This is a genomic window from Methylobacterium sp. CB376, from assembly GCF_029714205.1.
Lineage (GTDB): Bacteria > Pseudomonadota > Alphaproteobacteria > Rhizobiales > Beijerinckiaceae > Methylobacterium.
The window spans coordinates 3,612,888-3,627,256 of record NZ_CP121648.1; the positions used below are offsets into that span (position 1 = coordinate 3,612,888).

The 14,369-nt window shown below is 72.7% G+C and carries 11 protein-coding genes; 2 read left to right on the forward strand and 9 right to left on the reverse strand.

Annotated features, from left to right (window positions below; translation table 11 throughout):
* Positions 1-16: 16 nt before the first annotated feature.
* The 8 genes from QA634_RS16430 to QA634_RS16465 form a co-directional block, all read right to left on the reverse strand.
* Complete coding sequence (locus tag QA634_RS16430) at positions 17-448, reverse strand: VOC family protein (protein WP_012333046.1); 432 nt, start codon at positions 446-448, stop codon at positions 17-19.
* A 70-nt stretch (positions 449-518) separates the two neighbouring features.
* Positions 519-1,508, reverse strand: coding sequence for a branched-chain amino acid ABC transporter permease (locus QA634_RS16435; RefSeq protein ID WP_012333047.1), 990 nt, complete (start codon positions 1,506-1,508; stop codon positions 519-521).
* A 41-nt stretch (positions 1,509-1,549) separates the two neighbouring features.
* On the reverse strand, positions 1,550-2,437 hold the full coding sequence (locus QA634_RS16440; RefSeq protein WP_283027510.1) for a branched-chain amino acid ABC transporter permease: 888 nt from the start codon (positions 2,435-2,437) through the stop codon (positions 1,550-1,552).
* Between the two features lie 110 nt (positions 2,438-2,547).
* Positions 2,548-3,753: an ABC transporter substrate-binding protein gene (locus QA634_RS16445; protein ID WP_012333049.1), complete on the reverse strand. Its 1,206-nt coding sequence runs from the start codon at positions 3,751-3,753 to the stop codon at positions 2,548-2,550.
* A 340-nt stretch (positions 3,754-4,093) separates the two neighbouring features.
* Positions 4,094-4,834: an ABC transporter ATP-binding protein gene (locus QA634_RS16450; RefSeq protein WP_012333050.1), complete on the reverse strand. Its 741-nt coding sequence runs from the start codon at positions 4,832-4,834 to the stop codon at positions 4,094-4,096.
* On the reverse strand, positions 4,827-5,615 hold the full coding sequence (locus QA634_RS16455) for an ABC transporter ATP-binding protein (RefSeq protein ID WP_012333051.1): 789 nt from the start codon (positions 5,613-5,615) through the stop codon (positions 4,827-4,829). Before QA634_RS16455 ends, QA634_RS16450 begins: the two co-directional genes overlap by 8 nt.
* A gap of 114 nt (positions 5,616-5,729) precedes the next feature.
* Positions 5,730-7,079 (reverse strand): MFS transporter, encoded by a 1,350-nt coding sequence (locus QA634_RS16460; RefSeq protein WP_012333052.1) that lies wholly within the window; start codon positions 7,077-7,079, stop codon positions 5,730-5,732.
* A gap of 342 nt (positions 7,080-7,421) precedes the next feature.
* Positions 7,422-7,967 (reverse strand): gamma-glutamylcyclotransferase, encoded by a 546-nt coding sequence (locus tag QA634_RS16465; protein ID WP_012333053.1) that lies wholly within the window; start codon positions 7,965-7,967, stop codon positions 7,422-7,424.
* 82 nt (positions 7,968-8,049) lie between these two features.
* On the opposite strand from QA634_RS16465, the gene QA634_RS16470 reads away from it, so the two are divergent.
* Together QA634_RS16470 and QA634_RS16475 are read left to right on the forward strand one after the other, a co-directional pair.
* A complete protein-coding gene (locus tag QA634_RS16470; RefSeq protein ID WP_012333054.1) occupies positions 8,050-9,147 on the forward strand; it encodes a DUF2125 domain-containing protein in 1,098 nt (365 codons plus the stop codon).
* 55 nt (positions 9,148-9,202) lie between these two features.
* Positions 9,203-11,056, forward strand: coding sequence for an aminopeptidase P family protein (locus tag QA634_RS16475; protein ID WP_012333055.1), 1,854 nt, complete (start codon positions 9,203-9,205; stop codon positions 11,054-11,056).
* Between the two features lie 146 nt (positions 11,057-11,202).
* Here the strand turns inward: QA634_RS16475 and QA634_RS16480 are convergent, their stop codons facing one another.
* Positions 11,203-14,364, reverse strand: a complete 3,162-nt coding sequence (locus QA634_RS16480) for an efflux RND transporter permease subunit (protein WP_012333056.1) — start codon at positions 14,362-14,364, stop codon at positions 11,203-11,205.
* Positions 14,365-14,369: the final 5 nt, after the last annotated feature.

Consider the following 14,369-nt stretch of genomic DNA (forward strand, 5'->3'; position numbering starts at 1 on the left):
GCGCGCCCGTCAGCGCTCAGGCTAGTTCATTTGGGCCGGTTCGTTTGGGCTGGTTCATCGCCCAGGTGACGCCGAAAGGGTCGCGCAGCTGGCCGTAGAGGTCGCCCCAGAACATCTCGGCGACCGGAGTCACCACCTCGGCCCCCGCGGCGACCGCCCGCTCCCACCAGGCGGCGATGTCGTCGACCGGCAGCAGGAGGTGGAAGCCCTGCGGGGCGCGCCAGGGATGGCCGTGCTCCGGATAGGGATCGCACAGCATCAGCGAGGCGCCGTGGAGATGCAGGTGCACGTGCATGGTGCGGCCCTTCTCGTCGGCGGGATGGGACGCGACGATCTCGGCCCCGAAGGCGCGCGCGTAGAACGAGGCGGCCGCCATCGCCCCCTCGACGGTCAGGTAGGCCACGATCCCGCCCTTCACGGCCGGGGCCGTCCTCTCTGGCGTGCTCATCGCTCCGGCCTCCTCCCGGGGGACGCGGCCCGGCGGCCTCCCCGCGCCCCGGCGGCGGGCGCCCGGCCCCTCACAGCGGCTTCTTCAGCATCCGGGCGAACAGCCCGACGATGCCCTCGCGGAACAGCAGCACGCAGATCACGAAGACGATGCCCTGGATGATCGTCACCCAGGCGCCGAACTGCGCGAGGTAGTTCTCCATCGCGACGATCACGAAGGCGCCGATGATCGGACCGAACACCGTGCCCATGCCGCCGACCAGCGTCATCAGCACCACCTCGCCCGACATCGACCAGTGCACGTCGGTGAGCGAGGCGAGCTGGAAGACGATGGCCTTGGTCGCGCCGGCGAGGCCCGCGAGCGTCGTCGAGAGCACGAAGACCGCGAGCTTGTACTGGCTCGCCCGGTAGCCGAGCGAGATCGCCCGGGGCTCGTTGTCCCGGATCGCCTTCAGCACCTGGCCGAAGGGCGAGTGGATGATGCGGTAGATCAGCAGCAGGCCGCCGAGGAAGATCAGCGCCACCAGCCCGTAGAGCACGCGGTCGTCCGCGAGGCTGACCACGCCGAACAGGCTGCCGCGGGGCACCGCCTGGATGCCGTCCTCGCCGCCGGTGAACTTCGCCTGGAGCGAGAAGAAGAACACCATCTGGGCGAGCGCCAGGGTGATCATCGAGAAGTAGATGCCCTGGCGCCGGATCGCCAGCGCGCCGAAGACGAGGCCGAGCAGGGCCGCCGTCGCGGTTCCGGCCAGGATCGCGAGTTCCGGGGAGAGGCCCCAGACCTTGGCCCCGTAGGCGCAGACGTAGGAGGCCATGCCGAAATAGGCGGCGTGGCCGAACGACAGCAGGCCGCCGTACCCGAGCAGGAGGTTGAAGGCCAGCGCGAACAGCGCGAAGCACAGCACCTTCATCAGGAAGACCGGGTACAGGACGAGCGGCAGCAGCGCGAGCGCGACCGCGATGCCGATGAACACGAGGCGGTGCAGCGCCTTGGCGTCCTTGCCCTCGGGGATGGCGGCGGGATTGGCGGCGTCGGACGCCGCGGCGGCGGAATGGGCCATCTCAGGCGGTCCTCACGTGCGGATCAGCGGAGTGTAGGGCATCAGGCCGTGCGCCCGAAGAGGCCGGCGGGTTTCACCAGCAGGACCAGCACCATGATGACGAAGATCACGGTCGAGGACGCCTCCGGGTAGAACACCTTGGTGAGGCCCTCCACGAGGCCGAGGGCGAAGCCGGTCACGATCGAGCCGAGGATCGAGCCCATGCCGCCGATCACCACCACGGCGAAGACCACGATGATGATGTCGGCGCCCATGTTGGGGTTCACCGAGTAGACCGGCGCGGCGAGCACCCCCGCGAAGGCCGCGAGCGCCACGCCGAACCCGTAGGTGAGCGTGAGCAGCAGCGGCACGTTCACGCCGAAGGCCTGGACCAGGGTCGGGTTCTCGGTCGCGGCGCGCAGGTAGGCCCCGAGCTTGGTCTTCTCGATCACCAGCCAGGTGGCGATGCAGACGACGAGGGAGGCCACCACGACCCAGCCGCGGCAGTTCGGCAGGAACATGAAGGGGAGCCGCTGGCCGCCCGAGAGCTCCTGCGGGATCGCGTAGGGCAGGCCCGACACGCCGTACTCGTTGCGGAACAGCCCCTGGATGATCAGGGCGAGGCCGAAGGTCAGCAGCAGGCCGTAGAGGTGGTCGAGCTTGTAGAGCCGCGCGATCAGCAGGCGCTCCAGGATCACGCCGAACAGCCCGACCGCCAGGGGCGCCAGCAGCAGCGCCCACCAGTAGCCGATCCCGGCGTAGTTCAGCAGCATCCAGGCCACGAAGGCGCCCATCATGTACTGGGCGCCGTGCGTGAAGTTGATGATGTTGAGGAGCCCGAAGATGATGGCGAGGCCGAGCGAGAGGATCGCGTAGAACGAGCCGTTGATGAGGCCGAGCAGGAGCTGGCCGAACAGCGCCTGCATGGGAACGCCGAAGATCGTGGTCATGGGATCAGCGACTCGCGCGGGGGGAAGCCGGGAGGGCGGGGCCGGAGCGGCCCCGCCGGGTCAGGACGCGGGTCGGCGCTGGCCGACCGGGTCAGCTCCTGCCGACCGGGTCAGCTCTTGCCGACCAGCGGGCAGCCGCCCTCGCTCATCGGGCGGAACGCCTCGTTGCCGGGGATCGTCGCGAGGGTCTTGTAGAGGTCCCACTCGCCCTTCGACTCGGCCGGCTTCTTGACCTCGAACAGGTACATGTCGTGGATCTTGCGGCCGTCCGCCCGGATCGTGCCCTTGCCGAAGAGCGGGTCGTCGGTCGGGATCTCCTTCATCTTGGCGACCACCTGGCCGCCGTCCTTGGCCGATTTCAGCGCCTCGACCGCCTTGAGGTAGTGGATCACCCCCGCGTAGACGCCCGCCTGGACGGCGGTCGGCTTCTTGCCGCCGAAGGCCTTGGCGAAGCGGTCCGAGAAGGCCCGGGTCGCGTCGTTGAGGTCCCAGTAGAAGGGCTCGGTCAGGACCAGCCCCTGCGCAGTCTTCGGGGTCAGCGAGTGCACGTCGGAGGAGAAGATCAGCAGGCCGGCGATCGCCTGGCCGCCCTCGGTGATGCCGAACTCGGCTGCCTGCTTGATGGCGTTGATCGTGTCGCCGCCCGCATTGGCGAGGCCGATGACCTTGGCGCCCGAGCCCTGGGCCTGGAGCAGGAAGGAGGAGAAATCCGCGGTCGGGAACGGCGTCTTGACCGAGCCCACCACCTTGCCGCCGTTCTTGACCACGACCGCGGTGGTGTCGCGCTGCAGCGCCTGCCCGAAGGCGTAGTCGGCAGTGAGGAAGAACCAGGTGGTGCCGCCGCGCTTGACCATGGCGCCGCCGGTGCCGTTGCCGAGCGCCACCGTGTCGTAGGTCCAGTGCACGGTGTTGGGCGAGCATTGCGCGCCGGTGAGGTCGGCGGTGCCGGCGCCCGAATTCACGAAGGCCTTGTTCTTCTCGCGGGTGACCTGGCTGACCGCCAGGGCGACCGAGGAGGTCGGCACGTCGATGATCATGTCGACGCCGTCGCGGTCGTACCACTGGCGGGCCAGGGAGGCGCCGACGTCGGGCTTGTTCTGATGGTCGGACGAGACGATCTCGACCTTGAGGCCCTTGTCGGCGGCCTTGTAGTCCTCGACGGCCATGCGGGCGGCGACGACCGAGCCCTCCCCCGAGATGTCGGCATAGACGCCCGAGCGGTCGTTGAGCACGCCGATCTTCACCGGCGTCTGGGCGAGGGCGGGGGCCGCGGCGAGCGCGGCGAGCGCCGTGGCGGCGAGCAATCGTGTCAGCATGGGTCTCTCCTCCGATGGGCACCGTCGCGACGGCGCTCCGATTGTCGTTCCGTGCCTCCGCCGGCGCGACCGCCGCCGGAACCGCGCCGCCCCGCTTGCCGCGCGGGGGCCTCCCCGCCGCGGGAGGAGGCTCGCGGGGAGCGCCGGTACGGCCCGAGGGCCGCGCCCGCCTGCCCGTCCCGGGCGGGACTCGCCTGCTCGGCGGGACCTGCCCGCCCGGCGGGACCTGCCCGCCCGGCGGGACCTGCCCGCCCGGCGGGACCTGCCCGCCCGGCGGGACCTGCCCGCCCGGCGGGCCGCGCCCGCACCGGGCGCGGCCCGGCGCTCCCGCCCGCCGCCCTCACACCCCCAGATAGGCGTGCAGCTTGTCGATGTTGGCGTCGAGTTCGGCGTTCGGGATCATGTCGATCACCCGCCCCTGCTCGACCACGAAGTGCCGGTCCGCCACCGTCTGGGCGAAGCGGAAATTCTGTTCCACCAGCACGATCGTGTAGCCCTCGGTCTTGAGCCGCGCCAGCGTCCGCCCGATCTGCTGCACGATCACCGGGGCGAGCCCCTCCGTGGGCTCGTCGAGGAGGATCAGCTTCGCGCCGGTGCGCAGGATGCGGCCGATGGCCAGCATCTGCTGCTCGCCGCCGGAGAGCTTGGTGCCCTGGCTGCCCGAGCGCTCCTTGAGGTTCGGGAACAGGGTGTAGATCTGCTCCACGCTGAGGCCGCCGGGCTTCACCCGCGGCGGCAGCATCAGGTTCTCGTAGACCGAGAGGCTCGAGAAGATGCCGCGCTCCTCCGGCACGTAGCCGAGCCCGAGCCGGGCGATGCTGCGCGAGGGCATGCCGATCGTCTCGACCCCGTCGTAGACGATCGAGCCCCGGCGCTTGCCCAGGATGCCGATGATGGCGCGCAGCGTCGTGGTCTTGCCCGCGCCGTTGCGGCCGAGCAGCGTGACCACCTCGCCGGGCTTGACGTCGAAGCTGATGCCGTGGAGCACGTGGCTCTCGCCGTACCAGCCCTCCAGTCCCTGCACCGTCAGGAGCGGCGCCGTGGCGCCCGCGGGGGAGATCTTGAGCGCCGCCTCAGCCATGTCCGGCTCCGATATAGGCCTCGATCACGCGGGGATCCTTCGACACGGTGGCGTAGTCGCCCTCCGCCAGCACCTGGCCGCGGGCCAGAACGGTGATGCGGTCCGACAGCGAGGCCACGACCGAGAGGTTGTGCTCGACCATCAGAATGGTGCGGTTCGCCGAGACCCGCCGGATCAGGGCGGCGGTGCGGTCGACGTCCTCGTGGCCCATCCCGGCCATCGGCTCGTCGAGGAGCAGCATCTCCGGATCGAGGGCCAGCGTGGTGGCGATCTCCAGCGCCCGCTTGCGGCCGTAGGAGAGTTCGACCGCCGGCACCTCGGCGAAATCCGACAGGCCCACCGCCTCGACCAGGGCCAGGGCCTCGTCGTTGAGGGCGCGCAGCACCCGCTCCGAGCGCCAGAAGTCGAAGGAATCGCCGCGCTTGCGCCGCTGCAGGGCGATGCGGACGTTCTCCTTCACGCTGAGGTGGGGGAACACGGCCGAGATCTGAAAGGACCGCACGAGGCCGAGCCGGGCCACGTCGGCGGGCTTCATCCGGGTAATGTCGCGGCCGTTGTAGCGGATCGAGCCCGCCGTCGGGGTCAGGAACTTGGTGAGGAGATTGAAGCAGGTCGTCTTGCCGGCCCCGTTCGGGCCGATGAGCGCGTGGATCGACCCGCGCTGCACCTGAAGCGCGACGCCGTTGACGGCGCGGAAGCCCTTGAACTCCATCGTGAGGCCCTCGGTGGCCAGCACGATGTCCGGCGGCGCGGCCGCGTTCCGGGCGGCAATGTCAGCCATCGCGATCCATCACCCCTGCGTTTCCTCGAAGGTGCTTATGCACCTTTGGTATGCCTCACAGCATGGCCCAAGGGGGGAGTCAACAGCCGGAGCGCCGGCGGCCGGGAATCCCGACTAATCCGTTCGAATAGGCCGGAAGATGCCGGCCCGGCCCTCGCCTAGGCCGAGCGATCCAGGCAACCGGGGGCTTTCCGGCCCGACCGGGCGGGACGGGGTCCCGCGGGCCGGGCGCGGCGGGGCCGACCCGGTGCTGCAGGGAGTCCCGGCCGCGTCGCGCCCGCCCGGGGCGCAGCTCTCCTCCAGCCAGAGGGCGAGGCCGAGGGCCCCGAGGGCCGGCAGGGCCAGGGTCGCGAAGGTCCAGGTCCAGCCGAGATGCATGGCGAGCAGCCCGCCCACCCAGCCCGACAGGGCGCCGCCGATCCCCTGCACGGCCGAGACCGTGCCGAGCGCCGTCTGGGTGCGGCCCGAGCCCCAGGTGAGGTCCGCCACCACGACCGGCATCGCGACGCCGATCACCCCGGAGGCGACCCCGTCCAGCACCTCGGCGAGGATCAGCCAGGCCGGGTCGTCGAGGAAGGCCGACAGGAGCGCGCGCAGCGGCAGCACCGCGCAGGCGGCGACGAGGAGCTGGCGGCGCCCGCGGCGATCCGCCAGGGAGCCGGCGAGCAGGGCCACGGGGATCATGGTGAGCTGCGCCACCATCACGTAGCGGGCGGTCCAGGCGGTGCCGTCCTGGCCGGCCGCCACGAGCTTCTGGCCGAGCAGGCTCAGCATCGAGCCGTTGGCGAGGTTGAACAGGGCGAGCGCCGCCGAGAGCAGCAGCAGCCGCCGGTCGGCGAGCACGGCGCGGATCGGCGAGCGGGTCGGCGCGTCGTCCGGATCGTCCTCCTTCCAGCCGACCGCCCGGCGCGGATTCCAGGCGCCCTTCGGCGTGGCGAGGGCCGCGGCGATCGCCGCGGCGGCGAGGAGCCCGAGCACCCAGAAGGCGATGGCCGGGCCGAAGAGCGGCGTGCCGAAGCTGATCGCCAGGGCGGCCCCGAGTATGCCCACGTGGTTGAAGGCCTGGTTGCGCCCCTGCTGGCGCGGGAAGGCCTGCTTGCCGACCGTGCCGAGGGTGAGCGCGGCCACCGCCGGCACCACGAGCGTGCCGCCGAGGGCGGCCACGAACTGCGCCGCGAGCACCGCCGGGAAGGAGCGCGCCGGCAGCAGCAGCACGGTGCCGCCGAGGATCGCCCCGCAGGCGAGCGCGATCAGCAGGCGCGGTCGCCCGACCCGGTCGACCAGAGCCCCGAGCGGCCCGCTCAGCGCGAGGGTGGCGAGGCCGACCACCGTGGTGACGAGCCCGACCCGGCCCGGGCTCCACTGCGCGCTCGCGGCGAGCCACGTGCCCAGGAAGGGTCCGAGCCCGCCCTGGATGTCGCCGACGAAGACGTTGATGAGCGCGAGGTGGGTTGTGGCCTGCATCGGCGCGAGCACTCCTGGCGCCGGGCCGGCGCGGGCACCGCCGGGCCCGAGAGGCAAGCCCGGCGGTTCGAGGGTCAAGAACGCGCGAGGCGGCGATTCGGATCACCGCGGCCAAGCAGAATTGCCCCGTGCCATCCTGCTCGGTCTCTTGCTCACGCATCATCTTTCGCTGACGCGGTCCCTCGGTGCGCCGCCGAACCGCTGACCCCTTCGGCAGCGGCCGGTCCCGGCCGGCGGCAGGAGGCTCAGGCCGCATCGGGCGCGGGGCCGCGCCCGTCCCGGGCGAGCGAGGCCCGGGGCCCGGCCCGCGGGCGGGCCGGAGCCGCCCCGAGGCGCCTCCGGTCAGGGGCTCGGCACCGCGCAGGCCGCGGCGATGCGCGCCAGCAGCGGGTCGGCCACGCCCATGGCGATCAGGTGCTGGTGGGTGTTGCGGACGTAGTCCGGATTGGCGCCCGAGCGGCCGCGCCCCTGGCGCACCAGGCGCAGGAGCTCGGCCTCGGGCAGCCGGCCGGCATATTGCGGATGGGTGCGGTCGACCGCGTAGGTCACCGCCGTCACCCGCCGCCCGTCCTCGATCGTGACGCCGAGCCGGCGCTCCACGTAGACGGCGGTCACCTGCTCGCGGGCGCGCAGGTAGGCGAGCGTCGCCTCGGCCTGCGCCCCGGCGACCCGGAAGGCGACGCCGCGGCAGCTGCCGCCCCGGTCGAGGCCGAGCACGAGGCCGGGGCTCTCGGGCGTGCCGCGATGGACGTGGGAGAGCACGCAGAGCGCCCGGTGATAGCCGCGCAGGCGGGCCTGCCGCCGCTCGACCACCGGGAAACCCGGGTTCCACATCAGCGACCCGTAGCCGAACACCCACAGGTCGCCGGGTGCGTCGCCATCGCCCACGCGGTGCCCTCCCCCCTTCCTTGCCGGCCGCGGCGGGTAGCAGCTAGGGAGGCCCGGTTCAATCGCGAGCGGAGGCCGGCCGATGGCGCAGCAGAGCGGGACGGGCGGGGGCGCGAGGCGACCCGGGCGGCTGGGGCTGTTCGCCCCCTTCATCCTGCTCCTGGTGATCGCGGCCCTGTGGTCGGCGGGCTGGGTCTGGCTGCGGGGCCGGGCCGAGCGGGAGATCGACGGCTGGTTCGCCCGCGAGGCCCGGGCCGGCCGGACCTGGACCTGCGCCGACCGCCGCATCGGCGGCTACCCGTTCCGGCTGGAACTGCGCTGCGCCGGGCTCGGCTTCGCGCGCCGGGACGTCGCCTTCACGGTCGGGCCGGTCGTGGCCGTGGCGCAGATCTACCAGCCGCGCCACCTCATCGTCGAGGCGAGCGGGCCGTTCCACGTCGAGCAGGAGGGCAAGGTCGGGGACGTGACCTGGCGGCTCCTCGAAGGCTCGCTCCACCTCACCGAGGGCGGCTTCCAGCGCGTGTCGGTGGTCGCGGACGGGCTCGACGGCCGGGTCTCGGGGGTCGAGCCCGAGCCGATCGCCTTCGCGGTGAACCACCTGGAACTGCACGCGCGGCCGACGCCGGGCCGCTTCGAGGCGGAGGGCGCCGTCGACCTCAGCGCCCGCGTCGAGAAGGCGGCGGTGCCGCGCCTCGATTCCCTCCTGGCCAGCGCCGAGCCCGCCGACATCGTCCTCGACGCCACGGTCACCCGCGCCGCCGGGATCCGCACGCGGCCGCTCGCGGAGGAGCTCGAGCGCTGGCGCGCGGCGCAGGGCAGCGTCGATCTCGGGCGGCTCTCGGTCGAGAAGGGCCGCGGCCGGCTCCAGGCCCAGGGCAGCCTGCACCTCGACGAGGCGCACCGGCCCGCCGGGCAGTTCGAGGTCCGCACCGCCGGGCTGGACACGGTGATCGCGCCCCTGGTGAGCGACCACCTGGAGGGGCGGATCGGCGGGGCGAACGCCGCCCTGATCGGCAAGCTCGTCGGCCAGTTCCTCGGCGGCGGGCGGGCCCGGGAGCCGGCGCCGGAGCAGCCGGCCGGAGCGGCCCTCAAGCCCCTGCCGCCGGTGCGGCTCGTCGACGGCCGGGTCGCGGTCGGGCCCTTCGCGCTGCCGAACCTGCGGCTCGACCCGCTCTATTGACGGGCCCGGCGGCCGGACCGTTGCGCGGCGGGGCCGCCCCGATTAGGCCTTGCCCATGACGCCCATGACGCGCACCCGATTCCAGACCTTCGACGATCCGAGCCACCGCGCCGGCGCGCAGCGCCTCGCCGCCCTGCGCGCCGCGATGCTCCAGAAGGGGTTCTCCGGCTTCGTGGTGCCGCGGGCCGACGAGCACCAGTCGGAATACGTGCCGCCCCGGGCCGAGAGGCTCGCCTGGCTCACGGGCTTCACCGGTTCGGCCGGCACCGCCGTGATCCTGGCCGACCGGGCCGCCCTGGTGGTCGACGGCCGCTACACCCTGCAGGCGGCGAGCCAGGTCGACACCGCGCTCGTCACCCCGGTGCCCCTGGCCGAGACCAGCGTCGAGGCCTGGATCGAGGCCAACCTGCCGGCGGGGGGCGTGCTCGCCTACGATCCCTGGCTGCACACGCCGGACGGCGTCGCCCGGCTGGAGAAGGCCGCCGCGGCGGCGGGCGGGCGGCTCGAACCGGCGGGGATGAACCTCGTCGATCAGGTCTGGATCGACCGGCCGCCGGCGCCGCGGGCGCCCGTCCTCCCCTACCCCGAGGCGCTGGCTGGGGAGACCGCCGCGCGCAAGCTGGAACGCGTGCGCGAGGCGCTGGCGAAGGCCAGGGCCGACGCGCTCGTCGTCTCCGACCCGCACAACCTCGCCTGGGCGTTCAACCTGCGCGGCAGCGACGTCGCCCACACGCCCCTGCCCCTGGGCTACGCGGTGATCCCGCGCGAGGCGCCCGCGACGCTGTTCCTCGATCCGGGCAAGCTCACCGCGGAGGCCTCGGCCGCCCTCGACGGCCTCGCCGCGTGCGTGGACCCGGCCGGGCTGCCGGCCTGCCTCGACGCGCTCGGGCGGGCGGGGGCGCGGGTGCGGCTCGACGCCGCCACGGGCGCCGTCGCGCTCAAGCGGCGCATCGAGGAGGCGGGCGGCCGCGCGGATGTCGGGCCGGATCCGATCACCGCCATGAAGGCCGTGAAGAACGCGGCCGAGATCGCGGGCGCGCGCGAGGCGCATCGCCGCGATGGGGCCGCGGTGGCGCGCTTCCTGGCCTGGCTCGCCCGGGAGGCGCCGGGCGGCGGCGTGAGCGAGATCGCCGCGGTGGAGCGCCTCGAAGCCTTCCGGGCCGAGGGGGGCGAGTTGCGGGAGATCTCCTTCCCGACCATCTCGGGCAGCGGGCCGAACGGGGCGATCGTCCATTACCGGGTCACCGCGGCGACGGACCGGGTCGTGCGGCCGGGCGAATTGTTCCTGATCGATTCCGGTGCGCAGTACCTCGACGGCACCACCGACATCACCCGGACCGTGGCGGTGGGCCCGCCGAGCGACGAGATGCGCGACCGCTTCACCCGGGTGCTCAAGGGCCACATCGCGATCGCCACGGCGCTGTTCCCCCGCGGCACGACGGGGGCGCAGCTCGACAGCTTCGCGCGGCGCCCGCTCTGGGAGGCGGGCCTCGATTTCGACCACGGCACCGGCCACGGCGTCGGCGCCTTCCTGTCGGTGCACGAGGGGCCGCAGCGGATCGCCAAGACCGGCACCACGGCCCTGAAGCCGGGGATGATCGTCTCGAACGAACCCGGCTATTACCGGGCCGGCGCCTACGGCATCCGGATCGAGAACCTGGTCCTGGTGGAGGAGCGCGCGCTCGCGGGCGCCGAGCGCCCGATGCTCGGCTTCGAGACCCTGACCCTGGCGCCGATCGACCGGGCGCTGATCGCGCGCGACCTGCTCACGCCCGGGGAGGCGGCGTGGCTCGACGCCTATCACGCGCGGGTGCGGGAGGCGCTCTCGCCCCTCCTCGACGGCGCGACGCGGGACTGGCTCGCCGCGGCGACGCGGCCGCTCGCCGGGGACGGACCGGCGGGGTCGTGAGCGTCGTTCGCCCACGTCCCGGTGCGCGGGTCGGGGTCGCCGCCGGGCACGGCCATCATCGGCTGCGCGGTGCGGACACCGCGGCCTGAGCCGGACTCCTCCGCGCGAGTCCTCCTCCCTCCGCGCGAGGCCTCCGCGCGAGGCCCCTACTCCGCCGGCAGGCGCCCGGTCCGCGGACCGCGCAGGCGCCCGCGGCGCAGGGCGAGGAGCAGACGCGTCGTCCCCGAGGCGAGCCGGTCCATCGCGAGGTAGAGGACCGGGGTGATGAAGAGGGTGAGGAGCTGCGACACGAGCAGCCCGCCCACCACCGCCACGCCGAGGGGCTGGCGCAGCTCCGCGCTGGCCCCGTGGCCGATGGCGATCGGCAGCGTGCCCATCACCGCCGCGGCGGTCGTCATCATGATCGGGCGGAAGCGCAGCAGGCAGGCCTCGCGGATCGCCGCCCTCGGCGTCCAACCCTGCTCCCGCTGCAGCACCAGGGCCACGTCGATCATCATGATGGCGTTCTTCTTGACGATGCCGATCAGCATCAGCACGCCGATGATGGCGATGACCGAGAGGTCCATCCCGAAGAGCTGGAGCGCGCCCAGCGCCCCCACGGCCGCCGCCGGCAGGCCGGTCAGGATCGTGATCGGGTGGATGAAGCTCTCGTACAGGATGCCGAGCACGAGGTAGATCGTCAGCACCGCCGCGGCGAGCAGCAGGCCCTGGTTGGCCAGCGCGTCCTGGAAGACCTGCGCGGTGCCCGCGAAGGTGGTCGAGAGCGTGCCCGGCAGGCCGAGCGACTGCTTGATCTCGGCGATCCGGGAGACCGCTTGGCCGAGCGCCACGCCGGGCGGCACGTCGAACGAGATGGTGACGGCGGGCAGGAGCCCGAGCTGGTTGATCGAGAGCGGGCCGGGCGTGCGCGCGACCGTGGCGACCGCCGAGAGCGGCACCAGCTTGCCGCTCGCGGCGCGCAGCCGGATCTCGTCCAGGCGGTCGGCCGTCCATTGCAGGCGCGGATCGAACTCGGTGATCACCTGGTAGCTGTCCGCGGTGCCGTAGATGGTCGAGATCTGGCGCGTGCCGAAGCCGGTATAGAGGGTCTGGCGGATCTGGTCCGAGGTGATGCCGAGGGCCTGCGCCTTGTCGGTGTCGACCGTGATGGTGGCCTGCAGGGCGGCGTTCTGGAGGTCGTTGGTCACGCCCGTGAAGGTGGCGCGGTCCAAGGTGGCGCGATCCTGGGCCATCGCGTCCGTGAGCCTGACCGTCCAGCGCTCCAGCTCGGCCCGGTCGAGCCCCTGCACCACGTACTGGTACTGCGACTTCGACTGGCGCCCGCCGAGGCGCAGGTTCTGGACCGGGGTGATGAAGGCCGAGAGGCCCGGCACCTCGGCGAGGTCGCGGCGCAGCTCCGCCACCGTCCGGGCGAGCGGCGGGCGCGCGCCGCGCTCCACGAGCTCCACGAAAAAGGCGCCCTGGTTGAGCGTGCCCGTGAAGCCGTTCGAGCCCGCCCGGTTGACCACGTGGGCGACGGCCGGGTTGCGGGCGATCACCCGCTCGGCCTCGTGCTGGAGCGCCGCCACCGCCTCGAAGGAGATGTCCTGGCGCGCCTCCGTGGCGATCTGCAGCTGCCCGATATCCTCCGGGGGGAAGAACCCCTTCGGGATCGCCGCGAACATCGCCGCGGTGAGCGCGACCGAGCCGAGGAAGACCAGCATCACCGCGCCCTGGTGGCGCAGGCAGAGGTCGACGCCGCGCTCGTAGCCCGCCTGGAGCCGGGCGAAGCCGCGCTCGAACAGGTTCCTGCGCGCGCCGTGGCCCTCGGCCCCGGCCCCGTGGCCCGCCGCCCCGGCGGGCAGGCGGGCCGCCAGCATCGGCGTCAGGGTCACGGAGATCACCGCCGAGGCCACGATGGCGATGGTCACCACGATCGCGAACTCGTTGAAGATCCGGCCGACCACCCCGCCCATCAGCAGGACCGGGATGAACACGGCGACGAGCGAGACCGTGATCGACAGGATGGTGAAGCCGATCTCGCCCGCGCCCTTCAGGGCCGCCTCGAAGGGCTTCTCCCCCTGCTCCACGTGCCGGACGATGTTCTCCAGCATCACGATGGCGTCGTCGACGACGAGGCCGACCGCCAGCGTCAGGCCGAGCAGCGAGATGTTGTCGATCGAGTAGCCGAGCAGGTACATCGCGCCGAACGTGGCGATGATCGAGATCGGCACCGCGATCGAGGGGATCAGCGTCGCGGCGAGCCGGCCGAGGAACAGGTAGATCACCACCACGACGAGGCCGATGGTCAGCAGCAGGGTGAACTGCACGTCGTGCACGGCCTCGCGGATCGAGACCGAGCGGTCGTTGACGACCGCGATCGTGCCGGCACCGCCGAGCTGCTCCTCGAATCTCGGCAGCATGGCGCGGACGCGGTCGACCACCTCGACGGTGTTGGCGTCGGGCTGGCGCTGGACGGCGAGGACGAGGGCGCGCCGGCCGTCCTTCCAGGAGGCGATGCGGTTGTTCTCGACCGAGTCGATCACCCGCGCGACCTCGCCGAGGCGCACGGGCCGGCCGTTGCGCACGGCCACGATGATGTCGCGGAAGGCGTCCGCGTTCATCAGCTGGGTGTTGGTCTGGATGGTGAGGTTCTGCCCCCTGCCCTCCACCACGCCGACCGGGGTCGAGGTGTTGGCGTTCGAGATCGCCGCCTGGACCTCGTCGACGCCGATGCCGCGGGCGGCGAGCACGTTCGGGTCGAACTGGATCCGCACCGCGAATTTCTGGCTGCCGTAGACGAAGACCTGGCCGACGCCCGTGATGGTCGAGAGCGAGGGCGAGATCACCGTCTGGGCGAAGGCGTCGAGGGTCGGCAGCGGGGTCGTGTCGCTCGACACCGCGAGCAGGATCACCGGCGCGTCGGCGGGGTTGAGCTTGCGGAAGCTCGGCGGGATGGTGAGTTCGACCGGCAGGCGCCGCAGCGTGCGGGTGATCGCCGCCTGCACGTCCGCCGCCGCCTGGTCGATGTTGCGGGACAGTTCGAACTCGATCGTGATCGAGGTGAAGCCCTGGTAGTTCGTCGCCGAGATCGTGGCGATGGCCGGGATGGTCGAGAATTCCTTGATCAGCGGCGTCGCCACCGAGGCCGCCATGGACTCCGGCGAGGCGCCCGGCAGCTGCGCGGTGACCGAGATGGTCGGGAAATCGACGGTCGGCAGGGCCGCGACCGGCAGCAGCCGGTAGGCGAAGAGGCCCGACAGGGTGAGGGCGAGCGAGAGCAGGATCGTGGCGACCGGGCGCCGGATGAAGGGGGCCGAGAGGTTCATGGCCG